The organism is Candidatus Chloroploca mongolica, from assembly GCF_004762035.2.
Taxonomy (GTDB): Bacteria; Chloroflexota; Chloroflexia; order Chloroflexales; family Chloroflexaceae; genus Chloroploca; species Chloroploca mongolica.
Map to the genome: position 1 here is coordinate 141,516 of NZ_SIJK02000006.1, position 22,340 is coordinate 163,855.

18 protein-coding genes are annotated in these 22,340 nt (G+C 57.7%); 10 read left to right on the plus strand and 8 right to left on the minus strand.

Annotated features, from left to right (window positions below; genetic code table 11):
• Positions 1 to 30: 30 nt before the first annotated feature.
• Together EYB53_RS05435 and EYB53_RS05440 are read right to left on the minus strand one after the other, a co-directional pair.
• The gene (locus tag EYB53_RS05435; protein WP_135477187.1) at positions 31 to 1,206 is read right to left on the minus strand and encodes an acetyl-CoA C-acyltransferase; all 1,176 of its coding nucleotides are present in this window, start codon (positions 1,204 to 1,206) and stop codon (positions 31 to 33) included.
• 108 nt (positions 1,207 to 1,314) lie between these two features.
• On the minus strand, positions 1,315 to 3,732 hold the full coding sequence (locus tag EYB53_RS05440; protein WP_135477188.1) for a 3-hydroxyacyl-CoA dehydrogenase/enoyl-CoA hydratase family protein: 2,418 nt from the start codon (positions 3,730 to 3,732) through the stop codon (positions 1,315 to 1,317).
• A gap of 327 nt (positions 3,733 to 4,059) precedes the next feature.
• Here EYB53_RS05440 and EYB53_RS05445 point away from each other — a divergent pair, with 327 nt between their 5' ends.
• Both EYB53_RS05445 and EYB53_RS05450 read left to right on the plus strand, forming a co-directional pair.
• Positions 4,060 to 4,317 (plus strand): hypothetical protein, encoded by a 258-nt coding sequence (locus EYB53_RS05445; protein WP_135477189.1) that lies wholly within the window; start codon positions 4,060 to 4,062, stop codon positions 4,315 to 4,317.
• Positions 4,314 to 4,736, plus strand: coding sequence for an HNH endonuclease (locus EYB53_RS05450; RefSeq protein ID WP_135477190.1), 423 nt, complete (start codon positions 4,314 to 4,316; stop codon positions 4,734 to 4,736). The genes EYB53_RS05445 and EYB53_RS05450 overlap by 4 nt, the downstream gene beginning before the upstream one ends.
• A gap of 88 nt (positions 4,737 to 4,824) precedes the next feature.
• Here the strand turns inward: EYB53_RS05450 and EYB53_RS05455 are convergent, their stop codons facing one another.
• From EYB53_RS05455 to EYB53_RS05465, 3 genes are read right to left on the minus strand one after another with little or no spacing between them, the layout of a single operon-like run.
• Positions 4,825 to 6,972: a glycoside hydrolase family 2 protein gene (locus tag EYB53_RS05455; protein ID WP_135477191.1), complete on the minus strand. Its 2,148-nt coding sequence runs from the start codon at positions 6,970 to 6,972 to the stop codon at positions 4,825 to 4,827.
• A gap of 12 nt (positions 6,973 to 6,984) precedes the next feature.
• Positions 6,985 to 7,947, minus strand: a complete 963-nt coding sequence (locus tag EYB53_RS05460) for a glycosyltransferase family 2 protein (RefSeq protein WP_135477192.1) — start codon at positions 7,945 to 7,947, stop codon at positions 6,985 to 6,987.
• Positions 7,948 to 7,949: 2 nt separating this feature from the next.
• A complete protein-coding gene (locus tag EYB53_RS05465; protein ID WP_135477193.1) occupies positions 7,950 to 10,685 on the minus strand; it encodes a beta-galactosidase in 2,736 nt (911 codons plus the stop codon).
• A gap of 124 nt (positions 10,686 to 10,809) precedes the next feature.
• Here EYB53_RS05465 and EYB53_RS05470 point away from each other — a divergent pair, with 124 nt between their 5' ends.
• Positions 10,810 to 11,037 carry a hypothetical protein gene (locus EYB53_RS05470; protein ID WP_135477194.1) on the plus strand — a complete coding sequence of 76 codons (228 nt, stop codon included), beginning with the start codon at positions 10,810 to 10,812 and terminating at the stop codon, positions 11,035 to 11,037.
• 73 nt (positions 11,038 to 11,110) lie between these two features.
• Here the strand turns inward: EYB53_RS05470 and miaA are convergent, their stop codons facing one another.
• Positions 11,111 to 12,007: a tRNA (adenosine(37)-N6)-dimethylallyltransferase MiaA gene (miaA, locus tag EYB53_RS05475; RefSeq protein WP_135477195.1), complete on the minus strand. Its 897-nt coding sequence runs from the start codon at positions 12,005 to 12,007 to the stop codon at positions 11,111 to 11,113.
• A 138-nt stretch (positions 12,008 to 12,145) separates the two neighbouring features.
• On the opposite strand from miaA, the gene EYB53_RS05480 reads away from it, so the two are divergent.
• Positions 12,146 to 12,748, plus strand: coding sequence for a GNAT family N-acetyltransferase (locus tag EYB53_RS05480; protein ID WP_135477196.1), 603 nt, complete (start codon positions 12,146 to 12,148; stop codon positions 12,746 to 12,748).
• 34 nt (positions 12,749 to 12,782) lie between these two features.
• On the opposite strand, the gene EYB53_RS05485 is transcribed toward EYB53_RS05480, so the two are convergent.
• On the minus strand, positions 12,783 to 14,450 hold the full coding sequence (locus EYB53_RS05485; RefSeq protein ID WP_135477197.1) for a PAS domain S-box protein: 1,668 nt from the start codon (positions 14,448 to 14,450) through the stop codon (positions 12,783 to 12,785).
• A 575-nt stretch (positions 14,451 to 15,025) separates the two neighbouring features.
• Here EYB53_RS05485 and EYB53_RS05490 point away from each other — a divergent pair.
• Together EYB53_RS05490 and EYB53_RS05495 are read left to right on the plus strand one after the other, a co-directional pair.
• Positions 15,026 to 15,244 carry a hypothetical protein gene (locus EYB53_RS05490; protein WP_135477198.1) on the plus strand — a complete coding sequence of 73 codons (219 nt, stop codon included), beginning with the start codon at positions 15,026 to 15,028 and terminating at the stop codon, positions 15,242 to 15,244.
• 375 nt (positions 15,245 to 15,619) lie between these two features.
• The gene (locus tag EYB53_RS05495; protein ID WP_167857270.1) at positions 15,620 to 17,296 is read left to right on the plus strand and encodes a sensor histidine kinase; all 1,677 of its coding nucleotides are present in this window, start codon (positions 15,620 to 15,622) and stop codon (positions 17,294 to 17,296) included.
• 77 nt (positions 17,297 to 17,373) lie between these two features.
• Here EYB53_RS05495 and EYB53_RS05500 read toward each other — a convergent pair whose 3' ends face one another.
• Positions 17,374 to 17,865, minus strand: a complete 492-nt coding sequence (locus EYB53_RS05500; RefSeq protein ID WP_135477200.1) for a DUF427 domain-containing protein — start codon at positions 17,863 to 17,865, stop codon at positions 17,374 to 17,376.
• Between the two features lie 223 nt (positions 17,866 to 18,088).
• On the opposite strand from EYB53_RS05500, the gene recA reads away from it, so the two are divergent.
• The 4 genes from recA to pyrG are packed head-to-tail and all read left to right on the plus strand — an operon-like array spanning position 18,089 to position 22,230.
• Entirely contained in the window at positions 18,089 to 19,153 is a 1,065-nt protein-coding gene (gene recA, locus EYB53_RS05505) for a recombinase RecA (protein ID WP_135477201.1), read from the plus strand.
• A gap of 13 nt (positions 19,154 to 19,166) precedes the next feature.
• Entirely contained in the window at positions 19,167 to 19,835 is a 669-nt protein-coding gene (locus tag EYB53_RS05510; RefSeq protein ID WP_135477202.1) for a regulatory protein RecX, read from the plus strand.
• Between the two features lie 42 nt (positions 19,836 to 19,877).
• A complete protein-coding gene (locus EYB53_RS05515; RefSeq protein ID WP_135477203.1) occupies positions 19,878 to 20,546 on the plus strand; it encodes an MBL fold metallo-hydrolase in 669 nt (222 codons plus the stop codon).
• Between the two features lie 10 nt (positions 20,547 to 20,556).
• On the plus strand, positions 20,557 to 22,230 hold the full coding sequence (pyrG, locus tag EYB53_RS05520; protein ID WP_135477204.1) for a CTP synthase: 1,674 nt from the start codon (positions 20,557 to 20,559) through the stop codon (positions 22,228 to 22,230).
• The last annotated feature ends 110 nt before the right edge of the window (positions 22,231 to 22,340 follow it).

Genomic DNA, 22,340 nt, shown 5'->3' on the forward strand with positions numbered 1-22,340 from the left:
GTACGCAATGAATGATCGGTCGTTGCTAGGTTACAAGCGCTCAAAAATCCCAGCGGCACCCATACCACCACCGATGCACATCGTGACCATGCCATAGCGCCCGCCGCGCCGCTCGAGTTCGTCGAGGATCTGGACGGTGAGCTTGGCCCCGGTGCAACCCAGCGGATGCCCGAGTGCGATGGCCCCACCGTTGACGTTGAGTTTCTCGATGTCAAGGCCAAGCTCACGCGCAACGGCGAGAGCCTGCGCCGCAAACGCCTCGTTGAGCTCGATCAGGTCGATCTGGCTCAACTCGAGACCGGCCAACTTGAGCGCCTTGGGGATCGCGACGACTGGCCCGATGCCCATCACTTCCGGGGCTACGCCGCCAACGGCAAAGCTGAGGAAGCGTGCGCGAGGCTTGAGCCCCAGGGCATCTGCTTTGCGACGACTCATCACCAGCACAGCGGCGGCACCGTCGCTTGTCTGCGAGCTATTGCCTGCCGTTACGCTACCAGTGGCGCTGAAAGCTGCTTTGAGTTTCGCCAATGCTTCGAGTGACGTATCGGCCCGCGGACCCTCGTCGCGATCAAACGTCATCGTGCGTGTCTGCGCCCGTCCAGCAACCAGTTCGGTCAGTTGCACCTCAACCGGCACGATCCCGGGGGCAAAATAGCCCTCTTGCTGAGCATGCAGCGCCTTCTGATGCGAACGGAGCGCAAACGCATCCTGGTCTTCACGGCTCACCTTGTGGTCGCGGGCGACATTCTCCGCAGTCAGACCCATGCCGAGATAGACGGCCGGATCGTGCTGGGCGAGGTGCGGATTGGGCGAGAACTTGTTGCCCGACATTGGCACCATGCTCATGCTTTCGGCCCCACCGGCGATAATCACGTCAGCCTGCCCCATCATGATCTGCTGCGCGGCCATCGCGACGGTCTGCAGACCCGAGGCACAGAAACGGTTGACCGTGACGCCACAGACGCTATCGGGCAACCCGGCTCGCTGGGCGGCAACACGTGCCAGATTGAGCCCCTGCTCACCCTCGGGCATCGCACAGCCCATAATCACATCTTCGACCTCACGCGGGTCAAGCCCTGGTGCGCGAGCGATGGCCGCCTGCACAACCAGCGCGGCCAATTCATCGGGGCGGGTCGTGCGCAACGTACCACGGCCTGATTTCCCAACGGCGGTACGGGCACCAGCAATAATGACAGCTTCGTCCATATGTGATTGTTCTCCTGATATATCCTCTTGTCTGATATCGGTACCGTGCGTATGCTGGTGCAAACGGCTAGCGAAGCTAGCCGTTTGCACCAGCATACGCGAACTTCCTTAATTACGCAGGGGCTTGCCGGTCTCCATCATATGTTTGGCCCGTGCAAGCGTGCGCTCGTCCTGCCCAAGGAACAGGAGGGCTTCGCGCTCGAGGCTCAAGAGGTATTGCTCATCAACGAATTGTGGGTTGCTCAATTCGCCCCCACACAGGATGTGCGCAATCTTTTCGGCAATGATGGCATCATACTCAGTGGCGAAGTTGCCCTGACGCAACTGGTAGATAGCGATCCGCGCTGCTGCCAGGCCGTCACGTCCGAGGGCGTAGCAGTGATTGCCCGGCGTGGGCGGCGTATAGCCCTCGCCGACGAGCTGTAGCACCTCGCGTTTCGCTTCGCCGATCAGGTAGTCTTGATTGAAGACGATGCGATCGGTTGATCGCAGATAGCCGAGGTCACGGGCTTCGAGGGCGCTGGTTGCGATCTTGGCAAAGGCCAGGGTCTCGAAGACCTGCTGGAAGGCCTTGAGCGTATCGCCGCCATTGCGGGCTGTTTCGGCAATAATGCGCCGGTTGAGTTGCGTACAACCACCCCAACCCGGCACCAGACCAACGGCAAACTCGGGAAGACCCATATACGTTTCAGCCGCAGCAACGGTCACTGCGCCGTGCATCGCAAACTCAGCCCCGCCACCAAGCGTGTGGGCAAATGGTGCGGTCACCACCGGCTTGGCCGCGTAGCGCAGGTTGTAGAAAGTCTGCTGCACCAACTCGATCAACTCGCCAAGGTCGTCCCAGGCACCCATCTGCACCGCAGCGCCCAACTCGTTCAGGTCGAAGCCTGCCGAGAAGCGCGCCCCCTGGTTGCCGATGACCATGCCGACCCACTTGTCGTTCTTCAACTCTTCTATCGCGCCGAGCAGGATCTCGACAACCGGCCCGCCGATCGCATTGGCCTTCGAATGGATCTCGAAGCAGAGCACACCGTCACCAAGGTCAATCAGGCTCGCTGCGGCATTGCCAAGCACCTCGTGCCCTGCGGCCTTGAGGGCCGCCAGATCGATAGCGCGTGGGTCACGCACAAGCGGCTCGTGACGCCCGGTGGCAACATTGTAGGCTGTGCCGTCGCCGTAGAACTGCGCATCGCCTTTGGCGATCAACTGATCGACCCAGGCTGGCACGTCCAGACCCTGGCTCTTCATCAGATCGGCGCCCTCAGCGACACCGAGCGCATCCCAGATCTGGAATGGCCCAAGTTGATGCGCAAAGCCCCAACGAATAGCACTATCCACATCGGCGACGCTATCGGCAATCTCGGGCAACCGACGTGCCGCATAGGCGATCATTGGCAAGATGGCCAGCGTGACAATCGCGGCCCCCCGGTCATCGGGTTGCTCGGCGGCACGACGCAGCATAAACCGCAAACGCTCAGGCAACGCCTTCTGCTTTTTGGCCTCGTTGATAAACGCATCAACCGACGCGGTGCCTTGCGGCGCAACATACTCGAAGCTCTGCAAATCGAGAGACCAGAACTCGCGCTTCTTGCCCTCACGCACCTCTTTGTAGAAGCCCTGGCCGACCTTCTTGCCCAGACGACCGGCGGCGACCATGCGCTCGAGCAGGTCATTATTGGTATAGACCTCGCGGCTCTCGTCTTCGGGAATAGCTTTGTAGAGATTTGATGCCACGTAGTGCATCACGTCCACGCCAACCTGGTCAAGCAGGCGGCAACTGGCCGTATTGGGTCGCCCGATCAGCGAACCCGTCAACGCATCAAGCTCTTCGACCGTATAGCCACGGGCGAGTGCCTCATTGAGCACAACCTGGCCGGCATAGCTAAAGATGCGGTTGCCAATGAAATTGGGCCGATCTTTGCAGATCACTACACCCTTGCCGAGCGTATTTTCGGCAAAACTGCGGAAAGCCGCCACCGCCGCCGGATCGCTTGCCTCACCAGGGATCAACTCGAGCAACTTGAGATAACGCGGTGGGTTGAAGAAGTGGGCCCCAAAAAAATGACGCTTGAACTCATCACTGCGCCCCTCGGCGATCAACCCGATGGGAATGCCCGAGGTATTGCTGGTGACAATCGCACCCGGCTTGCGCACCGCCTCGATCCGCTCCATCAAGGCCTGTTTGGGGGCCAGTTGCTCGATAATGACCTCGACAATCCAATCGACATCGGCCAATTTTTCGAAGTCATCTTCGGTATTGCCAAGAGAAATGAGTTTCGCACTGTTTTGATTGTAGAGATTGGAAGGGCGAGCCTTGCGCATCCGGTCAAAACCGGCCTGCACAAACCGATTGCGAACAGCGGGGTGAGCGAGCGACAGCCCCTTGGCTTCCTCTTCGGGAGTGAGTTTGCTGGGCGGCATGTCGAGCAAGAGCACTGGCAGACCCGCACCGGCAACCAGGCCAGCAATCGCCGCACCCATCGTGCCAGCCCCAATCACGGCCACACGCTTGATCTGATAGGGCATCTGGTCCTCCTTGACCGTTGGTGTTCAGACGTTCATATTACGCGATGCGTTATAGATATCAATATCATACCACATCTTTCGCTCATCTGGGAAATCTTTGGGGGCCTGTGGCCATATCAAAGGGTTTCACTATAACGCGCCCACCCAGAGCACGCCTATGCTGCTGGTTGGCCTTTTGTGTTCAGGCAGATCCGTCAGTTGTTCGGATAGGGCTACACATCAACGATGAATCGTGTACACTATGGGGAGCGTGGTCTGGCGACCATCAACGAAGGATTTTTCTATAAAACTAAGTTTTCGACAGAGTGTTATCAGGCGGAGGAACCTATGGCCGTTATGATGCCCGAGCCAAACCCGACCGAGGAGGTGCTCGACTTCCTGCTCTCGGCGCCTACACCGGAGGCGGTCATCGCGTTGCGGCCCTCGCCTGTGGCCCAGGAGCGCTTGCGCTACCTGCTCGACGGCAACCGCAACACGACCTTGAACGATGCCGAGCGTGCTGAACTGGAGAATTATCTGCAGCTAGAGCACTTTGTACGCCGCCTCAAGATCCGCGCCCGTGAAAAACTGGCAGCCGACGTATGACCTACATCCCAGAGGCACTGCGGCGACTGGTCGCCGAACGGGCAGGCGACCGCTGCGAGTACTGCCAGATGCACGAGGATGATACCTTCTTTACCCACGAGGTCGACCACATCTATGCCGAGAAGCACGATGGGCCGACAGTCGAGTGGAACTTGTGCCTCGCCTGTGCTGAATGTAACCGGAACAAGGGCAGCGATATCTGTTCACTCGATCCGGAGACTGGCAACGTGGTGGCGCTTTTCCATCCACGGCGCGACCGCTGGGCCGATCACTTTTTGCGCGTCGACACCGGCGTGATCGAGCCACTGACTGCTCACGGGCGCGTCACTGCACGCCTTCTGCGCATGAATCGGCTAGACCTGGTCGCCGACCGAGCCAGGCTCATCGCCCTTCGGCCTTATCCAGGCGAAGAGAGCTGAAGCGCATGTAGCCACGAGGTGGCCTGCGCCTTGCTCGCCGAGGCGTTGACGTCCACGGCACGGCCCCCAACTCTACCCGCCGGAGGCACTACCCTACGGCAATTTCGTAGATCTGGTGAATTTCGTGATCGACCCCGGTCAGCCCGATGGTCAAGGCGTAACGGCCCGCTTGCGTTGGCGTGAGCCGCAGTCGATCAACAATGATCGGGAGGCAATCAGCTGGCAGGTTGACCCGGTGGCGCACTTCGGCGAGCACGTTGCCGCCAGGATCGCTCAGCCGCGCTTCCAATTGCGCCCCGACAATGCCCCGCCGTGCGTCGTTGACCACACTCAACGCGAGCGTGATGGCCTCGCCGATGCTGTACATTCGTGGCTCAAAGACGCAGTAGGCGTATTGTGGGCTGTAGGCCATGCGCATGGCCTCGTAGGATCGTTTGGGCACCCGCCAGTAGTCAACGACGCTCCAGAGTACCGCCGGGTGAGGGTCGAGCAAGAGAAAGGCGATGATGCCGCCCGTTGGACGGTATTTGTTGTTGCGTAGCCGATCAATGTAGTAGCGGTTGATGAAGATCTGGTAGTCCTGCGAGAGTTTGATGACGTTGGCGAGCGATCCGGCTTGCCGCCACGGCAGCCAGTTGTCCATGATTTCTGCCTGCAAGCCATGGCGCGTGGCGAGTTGCGTAATCGCTTCATCAGTCAGCGGATCAGGCATAAAACGCAAACTACTCTCAAGATTTGGGAAACTCTGCGTGCCAAATTCGGTCACAAAACGCATGTTATTTGGAAATCGTTTTTGCATCACCTCGGCGTCGCGCAGGTCGCCATAGTTGCGGTACCAGCCAAAGTAGGCGTGGCCGTCAGTGCCTTCCCGCAGATAGGTGATGTCCAGTTCGCCTGATGAGCGCACCACAGGCCGCGTCGGGTCTTCTTGCTCAACAATCGCTTTGAGTTGGGTGTCCATCACATTGCGATTCCAGTTTGGCCCAAAGACGCTCAGTTGCATTTTGATCCGCGTCCAGATGCCTTCATCAGCCGTATCTTCGATCAAAAAAGATTCGTTGTGCATGCACCAGATCGCGACCGAAGGGTGGCTGCCAAGTTGATGCACCATCACGCGCACCTGACGCCGCGCTTCTTCAAGAATGCTCGAGGCATAGAGCCATTGCAACGGGAAGTCTTGCCAGAGCAGGATGCCCGCCTCGTTGGCCGCTTCGTAGAGCGCCGGGTGATCAACATGGGCATGCACACGCAGCATGTTCATATGACAGTTCCGTGCCAGTTCAAGATCGGCGGCACACCGGGCTTTGTCCATCGTGGCAATCCGCATGTCCCCTGGCGGGTAGTTGTTGCCCTTGACCAGAAAGCGTTCACCATTGAGATAGGGCAACCAGTTGCGCAATTCGAAGGTACGCACGCCAAAGGTGATGGGTAGAACATCGCTTATGTGCCCGTCAACCAGCACCTCAACGGTCACATCATAAAGATCCGGTCGCCCCAGGTCGTGTGTCCACCAGAGGCGCGGTTCGCGCAGTTTGATCAGCCCGCCAAGTTGCTGCGGGCCACGTCCAAGGCTGCGTTGCTGCTCGATCTGTTGCGCTTCACCGGCAAAGGTGCGTGGGGTAAAGGTCAGGCGCACGGTTGCGTCGCACGCGGTCGCCGCGTCAATTTCGAGATCAAAGCGGATCTGCGCAAAACGATCATTGCACGTGAGGGTCAGCAAGCGCCCCCGCGCTAGCCGTACTGCTCTGCTGTGATGCAACTCAACGGGTAACCAGATTCCGCCCGGATTCGCCTGCGGATCAAGACAGTCCCAGTGCGAAAAGACGCCGGTGATCATCGTCTTCCCGCTCTTGTTGCGTTCATCAGGGCACTCAACCTCCACCAGCAACGTATTCTCGCGTTGCAACAGGCCCGTGATCTCGCGTTCGTGCGGCTCGAAATAGCCCGTATGCGCCCCCAGGTCTACCCCGTTCAGGTAGACACGCGAATGATAAAAGACGCCATTCAGCCGCAGCCATCGGCGGCGCACCGCTTGATCCGCTGCCTCTGCATCCGACCACGGAAACCGACAGCGGTAGACAACTCGGCCTGCATAGTGTTCAAAGCCGCTCAGTTGTTGCCAGTGAGCAGGAACATGCGCCGGAAACCAGCCTTCATCATCACGTGGATAGATGCCCTGCCGAAAGGTGTCAACCGGGTGGATCTGCCAGTGGTCGGCAAGCGTTTGATCATACATAGAAACACTATTCTATAAGGTTCGCAAAAGATCCCGATACATTGCTATTCGTGTCCGACGCAGCTCAGGACGGTGTCCAAGACGTAATTTGAGCCATTCGCTGACCAGTTCATAGGCAAAACCCAGGCGCAAGAAGATGCGCAGGCAGGCTGCCCAGCGCCAGCCATACCAGATCCGCGCCAGCAAGAGGCGGCTCTGGCTAAAGTTGAGGTGACGAGCCGCTACCGCTTGCTCGCTGCTTTTGCCTTCGTAGTGGATCATCACCGCGTCGGGCACAAACCTGATCCCGCCCCACGCCTGGTGCAGCCGGGCCTGCCACTCCAACTCTTCACTATACATAAAAAAGCGCTCGTCAAGCAAGCCTGCCCGCACAATTGCCTCGCTGCGCACCAGCAGCGCGGCCCCGACAAGCCAGTCGACCGGCTGGGCCACGGTCTCTGGCGTCTCGGCACAGCGGTACCGCCGTGCCCACGGATTCTCAGGCCAGAGCCGATCAAGCACGGTGCTCTCCCAGAAGAACGTGGCACGGGTCGGAAACCGACGCCGGGACGACTGGATCGTCTGGTCACCGTAGCGCAACAGTGGGCCGACCGCCGCCAATTCGGGATGCGCCACCAGTTCCTCTACGAGCCGGGGGATGGCCGCGCCAACAACCTTGATGTCGGGGTTGAGCAGAAGGATGTAGGGGCTGTGTTCGCCTTCCGAGGCGATGATCTGCCGTAAGGCCAGATTGTTGCCGCCGGCAAAACCAAGATTGCGCCCCGGTTCAAGCAGGCTCACCTGCGGATAGAGCGTGCGCACCATCGCTGGCGTACCATCGTGACTCGCATTGTCCACGACGATGATCTGATACTCCAGATCACTTCCGGCCAGCGATGCCTCAATGCTCGCAAGGCACGCTTGCAGCAACTCGCGCACATTCCATGACACAATGACAATGCGCAACCCAGGTGTAGGTGGTTGTCTGCCCCGCATACTCACCCGCTCTGTCCCCTGGCGATCAGCGTAACCTGCCCGGCTGTCCCCGTCTCGCCAAAGATCCATAGTTCATTCTGGGTTGTTAGCCATGAAACAGGCACTTTATACGCTTCTTGTGGCCCGGGTTGCCAGAAACGAGCCAGGTTGCGCCCATTGAGCCAGAGGTGCCCTTTGGCAAAGCCGTCAAGCCGTAGGCTCAAGCGTGCTGTACTCGCTGGTAACTCGCTCCGGGCAAAAGTGACACGGTAGAAAGCCGGCCCGGTTGAACTGGCTCTGGTCGGCAGATCCGGGGTCACTCCGGCGCGAAAACTCCAGCGGGCTTGCAACGGGCGTTTAATTGGATAACTCACCAGCGTCGCCTGCCAGGGGGTTCCGGCATAACCCTGCAAAAAGAGGGCCAGCACATTCGCCCCCGGGCGCAACCAGTCGGTCACGTCGTGCTTGAGAAAACCTCCGCTACGATGACGGCTAAAACGCTCGATGGCTTCACCATTCACAAAGAGCGCCCCCGAGCTCCGATCACCAGTGATGTGCAGCAGATAGCGCCGCCCAGGTTGCACCTCAAGCGTCCGCAGCAACCAGACCGCAGGCCCGCTAAAGGCAAAATGGCGCAGATCGACTGCGTCCTGGTCGGGTCGAAATGCGCCGGGTTGCGCATGTGCCACGGCCTCACCCGCAAACTGTACCTCCTGCCAGAGCGCCGACCAACCTTGGGAGAGATCCTGCTCTTCGCCATCAAGATAGAGCGTGTCGAGCAATCCCTTGAGTTCGCCAAGCTTCAACCCATAGTTAAAGCGCCCCAGGTTGTCAACAAGCAGGCGCACGTCGTGCGGCCCGGCCTCAAGCTTCAGCGGCAGTGTATACCGTGGCCCGTGCTGACTGACCCCGAACCAGCCGACGTCCACGCCATCAATCAGCAGCCGCGCCCGATCATGCAACCAGGGCGCAACCAGCCGCGTTTCGAGCGGCTCGTCCAATTCCAGGGTCGCCCGGTACCAGCCGTACCCATAATCGCATCCCAGGCGCTCGAGCGGTTCGGGACGGGTAAGGTTCCGCCAACCCTCATGCGTGATCATTTCGACCACGCCAAACCGCTCGGTCGGGAGATTCAGCTGGGTCACCTGCAGAGGCGGAGGTGGCGACGGGATTTGAAGCGTACCGTCGGGCAGCAATTCGCATCGCGCCGCCGCAGCGTCGGTCACGAACATCAGGCGCAGATGACGGGCACCACAGCGAAGATCGAGCATACCCGGCGTCTCATTGATCCAGTAGTGTACCTGGATGCTATCTTTGTGTAACGAGGTCTGCAGGCCAGGGGAAGCCATTGTCAAAACGGGGGGCGCCTCACCATGCTGATCAAGCAGTTCCACCATGCCTTGCTCGCCAGGTTGCCCATAGATGATTAGCAGATCACGTTCGCGGTAGCGCCAGAAACCGAGAATGCGCCCGGTATGACACACCAAGCGCAACTGGTCGTGCAAAGGCAAATTGGCAAAGATCGGGCGGATCGTCGCTGGCTCAACCTCGACGGTCAGATGACGATCAGGATGCGCCAGAAAGACCTGATAGGTCTGCCCTTCTAGCCCGGCATTCATCAGGAACGTAGCCTGAAAATCGCGCCACGCCTCTGGAGCGTCCGGGCTGGCGCGTACCGTCCGGTACGGCTCAGTTCCCGGCTCATTGCGCCCATAGACGGCTGGCGGGCTCAGCACGGTCAGCCCACCCGGCACCGCATCGGCCAGGATCGGCGCCAGGCGTGCGCCCAGGCTCCCCAAAAAGAGGTGATGCCGACGCGCCACGAGCGCCTTGGCGCGCAATTCGCCATATTCGCTCACCGGGGCATCGTAGTCATAACTGGTGGTCATAAAGACCAGATCGCCGCCGACCGTGCGCCCTCCCCACGAACCAAAATTGGTACCACCGGCCCACATCCAATGTGAAAAGCCAGCCGCACCGACAGCCGTCAACTGATGTAACGTCATATCGAGTTTCGCTGCCGTCTTGCGCGTCTGGCGACTGGTACCCCAACTATCAAACCAGCCACTCCAAAGTTCACTCACAATCATCGGATTATCCGGCCAGAGGCGCCGAGTCTGGAGGAGCTTTTCGGCAATGCCACTCCATCCATTGCGCAATTCAGGTCGTCCGGGCATCGCCCCGACACACGTATATTGCGGCACCTCGATGCCGCGCGCCGTTGCCGCTGCCGCAAGCGTCTGCTGATGAAAATCGTGGGCATAGACCCCCGACGCCCAGTGCTCATTCTCGATCTGACAGAGGATAAGCGGGCCGCCCCTGGTATACTGACGCGGAACGAGCACCTCCATCAACCGGTCAAACCAGCGTTCAACAGCTTTGAGCGCCTGCGGATCATCAACACGCAAACGTATCCCAGGGGTCGCCGTCAACCAGGCCGGCAGGCCACCATTTTCCCATTCGGCACAAATATAGGGCCCCGGACGAACGATCACTTTGAGCCCGATCACCTGACAAAGATCGAGGAAAGCCGCAAGATTGGCCTCATCAGCAAAATCAAAGTGACCAGGACGAGGTTCGTGGCGATTCCATGGTATGACCGTGTCAATCGTATTCAACCCCGCCCGGCGGGCTTGGGTCAACAACGAGCGCCATTCTGCGTGAGGCCAGCGGAAATAGTGTATACAACCAGCCAGGAGATAGAAAGGTTGCCCATCAAGCAACAGACCATCACGCCCAAGCGTTACCGCAGGTGCCACGGCACACTCCCTTAGCTCTACTGCACCACCATTTTCTATTGTACTTCATCTTCAATGCTCTTGACGATTACCAAGCAACAGACTACACTATTTACGTAGATCAACCAGGAGGAAAGGAGCCCGTATGACTCCAGTCTGTTCAAATACGCAGCCATCTCACAAGCATCTCCCTATTGCCTCCTCAGGTGATAGTGTAAGTGTCTCACCTATGGCGCTGCGTGCGTTGCTATTGTTGAGTGAGGCTGTCAGTCCTGGTGATGCGTCACTTGCGCGTCTCTCTGATGAGGATCTGGCGCTCCTCCGTATGACGCTCATGCGTCTTGGCGGTAGCGAACGCAGAAATATTGCCTGACACCCTGCAACCACGTGTGGCGTGGACAAGCGGCCAGTCTCATTGGCCGCTTGGCCGAGCCAAGCGAGATAAGCTACCCCACCCACTCAGGATGTCCAGGTGTCCATTGCTCAAGTTGAGGGAGTCGCCGAAACCATGCGCCCTGACGCCGAATAAAGCTGTGGGTATCATATTTTAGTCGCTCGATACAGGCTTGCAGGTCGGCCTCACCTTCGAGATACGGTTTGAACTGGATATACCCGAGGCTCGACATTGCCGGGAGGTGCCAGCCGTACCCGGCGGCAACCAGCGCCTCTACCTCCTCAACAAGGCCAGCCTCCAGCATCGCATCCACCCGTGCATCGGCCCGTGCATAGAGTTCTTGACGTGGGCGAGTAAGCCAGATGGTACGAATCTGGTACGGCGGTGGTTGCCGCGTCTGCTGGGTCGAAATTGGTTCGCCCGTCACGAGATAGACCTCGAGGGCGCGAATAATGCGGCGCACGTTGGTCGGGCCAATCTGCAGGGCGGCCATTGGATCAACTGCCGCCAACCGCTCATAGAGCTGTGCTCCGCCGTCGTGCTCGGCTTCGGCCAGCAATTCGGCCCGCAACGCGGGCTGTGGGGCCACCCTGGGGATCTGCCATCCTTCAAGCACCGCCGCGAGATACTGACCGGTTCCCCCTACGAGCAAGGGCAAGTGCCCACGTGCGACCACCTCAGCAATGCTCGCCAGCGCCAGATCCTGATACCGCGCCAGCGAGAAAGCTTCATCAGGTTCACACAGATCAATCAGGTGATGCGGCGCAGCAGCGCACTCGGCTGCCGACGGTTTCGCCGTCCCGATCTCCATCCGTCGGTAGACCTGACGTGAGTCAGCCGAGATAATTTCGCCATCCAATCTGTGCGCCAGAGCAATTGCGAGCGCTGTCTTGCCTACAGCGGTAGGCCCCACCAGTGCGATCAAGGGTGCCGTCACGCGAAACTCCATCTTTGGTTATCCACTGGTAACGTTTGTATGGTACAATACCATCATGACGCACTGCGGCATAAAACATCTCTCAACCAGTGCGCACAAAGTGCCGAGGCAAACATGCATGCATTGTGCCACGGCCAGGAGTAAAAAGTCATGGGGACATTATTAACCTTAGAGCAACCAGATTCACGGGCCATTGTTACCCTTGAAGCTCGTGATGGCCGCCGGGTGAAGGTGCGCCACATGCGCCGCGAAGATGCTATTTTGCTCAAGCGGATGTTTTACCGTCTCTCGTCAGAGACGCGCTACCGGCGTTTTTTCGTGCCCCTTGATAAGGTTGAGGAAGAACGGGTTGATCTTGAAGCGCACCGCCTGGCCTCGATCGATCCGACCCACGAGCGGGCCCTGATTGCCCTGGTTGAAGAGCAGGGGCGCGATGAGTGCATCGGGGTCGCCCGCTACGGTCTTCTGGATCACCGCCGTGATACCTGTGAAGCGTCGGTCGTCATCCGTGACGATTATCAAGGCTCTGGTCTGGGGGGGCAACTCTTTGATCTGCTTGTTCAGGTTGCGCTCGTCACTGGCGTGCGCCACATGATCCTGTTGACCCATGCCGATAATCTTGGCATGATTGCCCTGGTGAAACGGGTTGGGTTGCCCTTCAAGGGCCGGTATAGCGCCGGTCTCTACGAAATCGACCTCATGCTCTCGGATGCGCTGAAACCCTTTTTTCCCTTTACCTCACCCGAAGCGTGATTGGCTGTGCGTCACTTCAAATGTACGTTACCCACTAGTATGGCTGCCAGGGCAGGCTCAGGGTAAACCGACTCCCTTGGCCCAGGCTGCTGGTGACGGTAAGGTCGCCGTTGTGGAGCTTTGCCAGCCGCGAAGCCAGCACAAGCCCCAGTCCAATCCCACCGTAATGCCGTCTTAGGCCGCTGTCAATCTGCACAAAGGGCTGGAAGAGCCGCGGAAGATCGGCTTCGGCGATCCCGATGCCCGTATCAACGATATGAAAGAGCGCCCGACCTTGCTCGGCGTTGCCGCGTAGTTCGAGCCGCACCACGCCCCCAGCATGACTAAATTTTACGGCATTGCTCAACAGATTGATGAGCATCTGTTTGATGCGCCGATGATCCCCGTAAAGCTCGGTCATCGCTGGGTCAAGCTCAAGTTGTACCTGAACCTGCCTGGCACGTGCCGCTTCGGCAACCACACGCACACACGCAACACAGAGCTCGTACACCTCAAGCAGGCCAAACTGCAGCTCAAGCGTGCCTGCTTCAATCCGGGTCAAATCGAGCAGATCGCTGATCAAGGTCTGCAAATCGCGCCCGTTCCCCTCCAGATCCTGGATCGCACGCTTTTGCCAGGCATTAAGCGGGCCATACAACTGTGCCCGAAGCAACTCGACCTGCCCAAGGATTCCATTTAGCGGCGTACGCAACTCGTGGCTAAGATGAGCCAGAAATTCGTCTTTGGTGCGGTTCGCCCGATCAAGCTCTTGATTCATAATCAAGAGCTCGTCACGGCTCTGCCGTAATTGCTCAGCAGTCCGCTTGCGCTCGGTAATATTGCGTGCGATGCCTTCAATGGCAACAAGGGTGCCGTTGTCATCGCGTAGCAGCGTACTCTGAACTTCAAACCAGAGGGGTGAACCATCACAATGCTGACCGCGCAACTCGAAAGGGCCAATCAGCAACGTTGGATCAGCGATGCTCTGCGTCAGCATTGCCCGATCTTCGGGGAAGAGAATGTCGCTCACCAACAGCGGTGAGGCATAAAACTCTTCAACGCTATAGCCCGTCAGTTCCTTAATCGCCGGACTGATATAGGTAATCTGTGGTTGAGGTTGCAGATCCACGCGGTAGACAATATCAGGCGCATTCTCGGCAAGTCGCCGGTAACGTTCCTCACTCTCGCGGAGCACCTGTTCAACCTGAGTTCGTACGATGATCTCGGCTTGAAGGCGTTCATTCGCCACGCTTAATTCATGGGTACGCTCGGCAACCCGTTGTTCGAGGGTGGCATTGAGTTCGCGCAGGGCTTCTTCGGCTGCTTTGCGGGCGGTAATGTCCTCGATAATGCCCAGGACCTCAATAATCTGGCCATCAATATCATAAATCGGTGAAACCGTGACCTTGACCCAAATGATCGCGCCGTTCTTGTGATAGAGCCGACGCTCGATCGTATAGGTTCGCAGTTCACCACTCAAGAGTTTGCGGGCCAAAACGCCATCGACTTCGTTATCATCGGGATACACAATATCGTGCAGTGTGAGCCGACTTAGTTCGTCTTTGGTGTAACCGACAATATCACAATACCGCTGATTGACGCGCATAATGGCACCATCATAGCGGATATGGCTCATCCCGACGGCAGCCTGCTCAAAGGAAGCACGAAAACGCTCTTCACTGGCACGCAGTTCATCGAGGAGTTGTTTTTCTGAGGGCAGCATCGATAGAAACTCGCTCTATCGTTAAATAAAAGTTAAGGGATTTTCTATAGGTCAAATTATAACACGTTCTTCCTTGATCTGATTCTGACACCCTATGGTGACAACTCGGCCAAGTTGTGGTATACTCCTCGGAATACAGATCTCCGATATTAATATGGATGCTATTTCCGATCCGGAAACGTTCAAGATTGTGGTGCCGTTGTTCACACTCATTGAGGTGTAGGCGGTGGCAAACACTTCGTTGCGGCTTGAGCAGGTACACCTGTGTTGCACCTGCGATCTCGCCGTGGGCCACGACACCACTATCAGTCAACCTGCATTGCTGACTTTGCTCCGCGAGGTTGTTGTCCAGAACTGGCGCGGTACCGCGTACCCCGGATGGGTAGTAGACAGCCGAGGCCGCCGTCATCCTCAGTCTGGGCTCGCCAATGGCAATTGGTTCGCCTCCGACCAAGCCTCGATCCGCGTCAACGAGCAGAACGAAGCCTGTCATGCAGAAAGAAGCACCAAGGTTGTCTGGAAGATTATTTGGACAATGAGATCAATCGTTGCAAAGCCACAAACGAGATACCCCTATGAGTGTACTAGAAATCCATGCTGAGAATTTCGTTAACGACGATTTCAAAGAAATGTGTGGTGAGTGGAGCTTCGGGTTTGACCGACTAGCATGCCGACCAGATAATACCCCAGCTCCGCAAGCAAGCATCTGGATTAACCCTGAGCAGTTGAAGCTGAAGATCGAGCAGATGCTCAACCAACCCTATAAAACAGCAGCTCCTCCGCAACAAGCATGATCACACTAGTCTAACCCTGCTCACGTGGTCACACGAGATGCCAGGAACCACAGTTCCTTGGTTCAGAGCCGTGAACCTTATGCGCTAAGCCCCACAGGCGCTCGCGGCGCTGCGCAACAGCCTCCTGGCGCTGTGGCGGCGTGCGGGTTAGACGAATATTGCCGCTTCCGTGCGGGCGACCGCGGCTTCCGTAGGGGCCGCGCTTGCCCTGATTCGTGTCCCTCCCACTTTGACGTAGCCCTACGAAAAAGGTGCATGCTCTGCCAAAATAGACCGACGTGTGTTAGCATGAGTTGCAAAGCTCGTTCTTGATAACATAAGGCACACGCTGGCTGGAGGATACGCCCTGGCGCAAGGATGATTGAGAAGAACCGTATGCAACCAGGTGAAGCCGACATTCTATATTCATTCTCACCACAGGCCCTCCTTGATGCCCTTTTTGCTTTTGTTGGTGTAGTGACGTTTGATGGCATCCTGATCGAAGCTAACCAGTCTGCCCTCAAGGTGGCTGGCTTGCAACCATCCGATGTCATTGGTAAGCCATTTCACGAGACCTACTGGTGGTCGTACGATCCTGACGTTCAGGCCGAACTATGCCTGGCCCTTGCGCGTGGCCAGGCTGGTGAGACCTCACGGTATGATGTGATGGTGCGGGTCGCCGACGAGCGCCTGATGATGATCGATTTTATGCTGGCCCCGCTCCGTGACGCATATGGCAATATCCGTTACCTAATTCCTTCGGCGATTGATGTCAGCGAGCGCTATAGCATCCAGCATGAACGAGAGTTTCTCCTTGCCCGCGAGCGCATTGCGCGCCAGATGGCCGAGCAAGCCGTGCGACGGGTAGAGCGTCTACAGGTGATTACCTCAGCCCTTTCTGAAGCCGTCACGCCGCTAGATGTGGCGCGTGTCGTTGTTGAAGAGGTGCGGCAGACCCTCGATGCCCACCAGGTAGCAATGTATGTTCGCAGTGCCGATGGCACGGCGCTCGAAGTCTTACATAGCACCAATGCCCCCCCCACTGGTGATTCAGCCCCTGTGCCGATCACGATGCTACTCGACACCACTCATCCGCTTGGCGAGACCTTGAAGACTGCGCTCCCAGTCTTTCTTGTTTCACAGGCCGATAGGGAGGCGCTCTATCAATCAGTTACCCTTCCACCGCCACTCGCGGCAGATGCGCACGGTCTGGCTCTGCTGCCACTGGAAGTCGAGGGCCAGGTGATGGGCGTCTGTATGGTTAGTTTTGCTGAGCCGCGTCAATTTCCCCAGGATGAACGGGCTTTTCTGTGGGCGATCGCGGTGCAATGTGCCCAGGCGCTGCAGCGGGCCCGCCTCTATAGCACGATGCAAGAAGCCGTCACCACCCGCGACCATTTCATAGCTGTCGCTTCACACGACTTGCGTACCCCTCTCACCGTGATGCTCGGCCAGGCGCAGTTGCTCGACCGCCGCATGCAACACGCCCAGCTTGGTGAAGCCTTTACCCGCCCGATTCAGGCGATTGTTCAGCAGAGTCTGCGTCTCAACCGGATGTTGACGTCGTTGCTTGATCTATCACGCATTCAGACCGGCCAATTGGTTATCGAACGCGACTGGTTTGATCTGAGGAGGCTGGTCGAGCGGATCGTGGCCGAGGTGAGCCCGACGCTGAGTCGGCATACCCTTGAACTGCTGGCCACCCCTGATCCGCTGCCGATCTTTGCTGACGAACTGCGCATTGAAGAAGTAATTCAGAATATCATCAGCAATGCCATCAAATATAGTCCGGCAGGAGGCCCCATCCTCCTCACCCTCGAGCAGAGAGACGAACATCTTTGTGTGGCGATCAGCGATCAGGGTATTGGTATCCCTCTCGAGGCACAACAACACTTGTTTGAGCAGTTCTATCGTGCCGCCAATGTTCAGCACAGCTCGTTCACTGGTCTGGGCATTGGCCTGTACATTGTTCGCGAGATTGTGCAGCAGCACGGCGGCATGATCAGTTGTACCAGCCAGGAAGGCCAGGGGACAACCTTTACGATCTGCCTCCCACTGAGCGACCATAACTAGGCTGTTGCCCGAGCAACGCATGCATGTGTGGTGGCAAACAGCCAGTTTCATCGGCTGTTTGCCACCACACAACGCGTCTACCATCCCCAGGTTCCAGGCCCCCCCTTGAAAGGCCCGACAATATCCGACGTAATCCAACCCCCATAGAAACCGCCTGGTTGCGGCGTCACCCGTTCGCCATCAACAAAACATCCATCCATTGGGTCAGGGTAAAAGGCCAGAGCATTGGCAAGCGCCTCAAACCCCTGGGTTGGTCGTGGATAGGCCCAGGCAACATCTTCAACACGCTGGTTCTCAATCTGAAGCGTATAGTAGATCGCCTGGCCTTTGAATTCGCAGAAACTACTGCGCGCCGTACGAGTCAAATAACGCATCTGCACATCCTCGGGAGGGATATAGTAGACCGGAGGATGGCTGGTTTCGAGCACCCGAAAGGCCCGCCGCGTATCGGCAAGCAAAATGCCTCCAAAATAGATCTGAAGATGGCGCGAGGTCGCTTCGAGTCGCGGTGGCCGAGGATAATCCCAGACCGACTCCTGACCTTCACCCGGTGGAATGCGACGTATCATCTTTAATTCCTCCTTTCTTTCACTATAACATAGCTTCGCGGCGTATCCTTTGGCGTGCGCCAGCGGTATAAATCATGCAAGCAACTTGCCAAGCACGCACGGGCGTGCTATAATAGAACAGATTTGCGGGCGAGTCAATCTGCGTTGACAGCGCCCCTCCCTCATAGTAGAGTAGAGAGAAGGAGAAGCACGAGTGTCAGCACATAACGGAGGAGCGCCCGCGATGGCAATCGCGCCCGAAAAAGAGAAGGCCCTGGCTGCCGCAATGAGCCAGATCGACCGCAAATTCGGCAAAGGCTCGATCATGAAGATGGGCGAGGTCAACTCACGTCTGGCGATTGAGGCGATCCCCACTGGTTCAATTGCCCTAGACATTGCACTGGGCATCGGTGGCTTGCCACGCGGTCGCGTCGTCGAAATCTTTGGCCCCGAGAGCAGTGGCAAAACAACGTTGGCCCAGCATATCATCGCTGAGGCCCAGAAACTCGGTGGTGTCTGTGCGTTCATTGATGCTGAGCATGCCTTTGACCCGATCTATGCCAAGCGCTGTGGTGTCCAGATCGATGATCTACTCGTCTCACAGCCCGACACCGGTGAACAAGGGCTTGAGATCTGTGAAACCCTCGTCCGTTCCAATGCCATCGATGTCATCGTCATCGACTCAGTGGCGGCCTTGGTGCCTCGGGCTGAAATCGAAGGCGACATGGGTGACAGCCTACCCGGCCTCCAGGCCCGCTTGATGAGCCAGGCCCTGCGCAAGCTCTCAGGAGCGATCCACAAGAGCCGAACCATCGTTATTTTTCTCAACCAGTTGCGTATGAAGATAGGAGTGATGTTCGGTTCGCCCGAAACCACTACGGGTGGGCAGGCACTCAAGTTTTACGCTTCGGTGCGCCTCGATATTCGCCGCATCGAGACGCTCAAGTCGGGGCAAGAGGTGATTGGTTCACGGGCACGCGTCAAGGTGATCAAGAATAAGGTGGCCCCACCCTTCCGCCAGGCCGAGTTTGATATCCTCGCCAACGAGGGCATTTCGCGTGAGGGCAATATCCTTGATGTTGGCGTCGAGATGAATATCATCCGCAAGAGCGGGGCCTGGTTCTACCTTGCCGAAGACCGCCTCGGACAGGGGCGCGAGAATGTGCGTAACTTCTTGAAGGAGAACCCGGCGCTGACCGAAGAGATCGAGCGCCTGATCAAAGCCCAGGGCCTCTCGAATCCGATCGTGCTGCCCGTTGCAACCATTGCCGACGATGAAGACGCCGGCCTCTTTGAAGACGAGGAGTAGCTAGTCAGCCACGATGCCCGCAGGCACCATTACCGCCATCACTGCGCAGCTTCACGATAGCCAGCGTGTCAATATTTTCATTGATGGGGCCTTTGCCCTTGGGATAAGCCTCGCAACCCTCGCCCGTGAGGGTTTGTGGGTCGGTCTGACCCTTGATGATGCCGCCTGGCAACGCCTGGCGGCATCAGCACAGGTAGAACAGGCCCTCCTGTCCGCCATGCGCTTGCTCGATGCTCGGCCTCGTAGCCGCGCCGAGGTGCGTTTGCGCCTGCGCCAGAAAGAGCATCCCCCCCAGGTGATTGATCAGGTTCTCGAGCGTCTGCAAGACCTTGGGTTGCTTGATGATGCGGCGTTTAGTCGCTACTGGGTCGAAAACCGGCAACGGTTTCGCCCCCGGGGGGTGCGTGCACTCGTTGCCGAGTTGCGCAACAAAGGCGTAGATCGTGATACAATCGCAGCAGCACTGGCCGAGGCCGGTGCCGATGCCGAAGGAGAACGGCAGGCGGCGGAACAGGTAGCGCGATCAGTCCTTGCACGGTACTGTGCAAGCCCCGACCGCGCCACGTTTCAGCGCCGTCTCGGCGGTCTCCTCCAACGACGAGGCTTTGCCCTCGCTGTCATTCGTCCGTTGCTCGAAACCCTCTGGTATGAATGTTCTGCCTCGCAGGGTGACGAGACGTGAGGCGGGGTATGGCCCCGTGTCTGTTATTAAAGAGGCGCGCTGATGCCTGATGTGCAATTTCTTGGTCATGCCTGTTTTCGCCTGCGTGGGCGCGATGGTACCGTGCTCTGTGATCCCTTTAATCGCTCGCTTGGCCTTGATATCGGTCGCCCAACCGCCCATATTGTGACGATTAGCCATAATCATCCTGATCACAATAATGTGGCCGCCGTCAAGCCATTGCGCGAAAAGCTCTTTGTCGTTGAGTCGCCCGGTGAGTATGAAGTCAGTGGCATCATGATCACCGGGGTGCGTACCTATCACGATAAAGAACGTGGGGCTGAACGTGGCTACAATACGGTCTATGTGATCCACCTTGATGAGGTGGTCTTCTGCCATCTCGGTGACCTCGGTCACGAGTTGACTCAGGCCCAGCTCGAGGCCATCGGCAATGTTGATGTGCTCTTTGTGCCGGTCGGTGGCGGCGAGACGATTGGCCCAGCCGAGGCGATCAATGTGATCAGCCAGATCGAGCCGCGGATCGTTGTGCCAATGCACTATGCCCTTGCGCAGCTCTCGTTCGATCAGCCGTTGCTGCCCCTCGAACGCTTCACAACCGAGATGGGCCTCAAAGAGTTGACCGCCGAAGATAAGCTGACGCTCAACGCCTCGCAGTTGACCGCCGAACGTGAAGAGACACGCCTGGTTGTGTTGCGCCCGATCCTGGGCTAGGAGTAAAGAAATGGTCAAGTACATCTTTGTCACTGGTGGTGTTGTCTCATCGGTCGGCAAAGGTATCGGTGTGGCTTCTATTGGTCGCTTACTCAAGAGCCGTGGCTTAGGGGTTTCGATCCTGAAACTCGACCCCTATCTGAATGTCGATCCCGGCACGATGTCACCCTATCAGCACGGTGAGGTTTTTGTCACTGAGGATGGGGCCGAAACGGATCTCGACCTTGGCCACTACGAGCGGTTTATTGATGAAAATCTGACCCGCCTGAGCAATGTGACTACCGGGCGGATCTATTCATCCGTGATCGCGAAAGAACGCCGCGGCGATTATCTCGGTGGTACGATCCAGGTGATTCCGCATATTACCGATGAGATTAAGGCTCGCATTGTCGCCGTCGGCCAGCAGAGCAACGCTGATGTGGTGATTGTGGAGATTGGCGGGACGGTCGGTGATATCGAGAGTCTGCCGTTTCTTGAGGCGATCCGCCAGATGCGTAAGGATGTTGGGCGTGATAATGTGCTCTATATTCACGTGACCCTGTTGCCCCATATCGGGTCAACTGGTGAACTCAAGACGAAACCAACCCAGCACTCGGTGATGGCGTTACGCAATGTTGGCATTACCGCCGATGTGATCCTCTGCCGCGCTGATTTCCCGATTACCGACGAGATTCGTGACAAAGTGGCTTTTTTTGCCGATGTCGATGCCCGTGCCGTCATCCCTGTCCAAACCGTTGAATCGATCTATGAGGTTCCCCTGGTACTCGAACAGGCCGGGCTTGGCGAATATCTCTGTGATCACCTTGATCTGCAGAATATCGCCCCCGATCTCAATGTTTGGCACGATCTCGTCAGGTTGATCCGACAACCCAAGCGTGTCTTGCCGATTGCCCTGGTCGGCAAATATATCGAATTGAAAGATGCCTATATCAGTGTGGTCGAGGCCCTTCGCCACGCCGGGTTGCATCAAGAGTTTGATATTGATATGCATTGGATCCACGCCGAACAGGTCGAACGCGATGGCCCTGAACGACTGCTTGCCAAGGTCTATGGGATTGTGGTTCCCGGTGGTTTTGGCGACCGTGGCATCGAGGGTAAGATCCTGGCGGCTGACTATGCGCGGCGCAACCAGATCCCCTACCTCGGGCTGTGCCTCGGGATGCAGTGCGCAACAATTAGCTTTGCTCGCCATGTGCTCCAGAATGCCGAGGTCAATAGTACCGAGTTTATGCCTGATACGCCCCATCCGGTGATTGATTTGATGCACGATCAGCGCGAGATTACTCAGAAGGGCGGTACGATGCGCCTCGGTGTCTATCCATGTGTGTTGACCCCAGATACCCGGGCGTATGCAGCGTATGGCGTTGACCAGATCAATGAACGGCATCGCCACCGCTTCGAGTTTAACAATGCCTATCGAACGCTCCTCGAAGAGGCCGGGTTTGTGATCAGTGGCCTTTCACCCGATGGTCGCCTCGTCGAGATTATTGAACTCCGCGACCACCCCTGGTATGTCGCCAGTCAGTTTCATCCCGAGTTTCTCTCGCGCCCCAATCGCCCCCATCCGCTCTTTCGTGAGTTTATCGCAGCCGTGGCTCGTACCCTGCGTGCCAGCGAGCCGGAACAACTCCCCCTCGCCGACCCCGAGGATATGGCAATAGGACTGGGAAAGAAGGGGCCATAGGCCCCTTCTTTCCCAGTCGATATCTTCCTCGTCCCAGGTGGGTTCGATGCGTCTCGGCCCCTTCTTTCCCAGTCGATATCTTCCTCGTCCCAGGTGGGTTCGATGCGTCT

Bases quoted from the DNA above. Each gene is read 5' to 3' on its own strand.
- EYB53_RS05435 (WP_135477187.1), bottom strand. From the start codon at position 1,206: ATGGACGAAGCTGTCATTATTGCTGGTGCCCGTACCGCCGTTGGGAAA.
- EYB53_RS05500 (WP_135477200.1), bottom strand. From the start codon at position 17,865: ATGATACGTCGCATTCCACCGGGTGAAGGTCAGGAGTCGGTCTGGGAT.
- EYB53_RS05485 (WP_135477197.1), bottom strand. From the start codon at position 14,450: ATGCTGCCCTCAGAAAAACAACTCCTCGATGAACTGCGTGCCAGTGAA.
- EYB53_RS05470 (WP_135477194.1), top strand. From the start codon at position 10,810: ATGACTCCAGTCTGTTCAAATACGCAGCCATCTCACAAGCATCTCCCT.
- EYB53_RS05510 (WP_135477202.1), top strand. From the start codon at position 19,167: ATGCCCGCAGGCACCATTACCGCCATCACTGCGCAGCTTCACGATAGC.
- EYB53_RS05455 (WP_135477191.1), bottom strand. From the start codon at position 6,972: ATGTATGATCAAACGCTTGCCGACCACTGGCAGATCCACCCGGTTGAC.
- EYB53_RS05515 (WP_135477203.1), top strand. From the start codon at position 19,878: ATGCCTGATGTGCAATTTCTTGGTCATGCCTGTTTTCGCCTGCGTGGG.
- EYB53_RS05460 (WP_135477192.1), bottom strand. From the start codon at position 7,947: ATGCGGGGCAGACAACCACCTACACCTGGGTTGCGCATTGTCATTGTG.
- recA (WP_135477201.1), top strand. From the start codon at position 18,089: ATGGCAATCGCGCCCGAAAAAGAGAAGGCCCTGGCTGCCGCAATGAGC.
- EYB53_RS05490 (WP_135477198.1), top strand. From the start codon at position 15,026: ATGAGTGTACTAGAAATCCATGCTGAGAATTTCGTTAACGACGATTTC.
- miaA (WP_135477195.1), bottom strand. From the start codon at position 12,007: ATGGAGTTTCGCGTGACGGCACCCTTGATCGCACTGGTGGGGCCTACC.
- EYB53_RS05445 (WP_135477189.1), top strand. From the start codon at position 4,060: ATGGCCGTTATGATGCCCGAGCCAAACCCGACCGAGGAGGTGCTCGAC.
- EYB53_RS05440 (WP_135477188.1), bottom strand. From the start codon at position 3,732: ATGCCCTATCAGATCAAGCGTGTGGCCGTGATTGGGGCTGGCACGATG.
- EYB53_RS05495 (WP_167857270.1), top strand. From the start codon at position 15,620: ATGCAACCAGGTGAAGCCGACATTCTATATTCATTCTCACCACAGGCC.
- EYB53_RS05480 (WP_135477196.1), top strand. From the start codon at position 12,146: ATGGGGACATTATTAACCTTAGAGCAACCAGATTCACGGGCCATTGTT.
- EYB53_RS05450 (WP_135477190.1), top strand. From the start codon at position 4,314: ATGACCTACATCCCAGAGGCACTGCGGCGACTGGTCGCCGAACGGGCA.
- pyrG (WP_135477204.1), top strand. From the start codon at position 20,557: ATGGTCAAGTACATCTTTGTCACTGGTGGTGTTGTCTCATCGGTCGGC.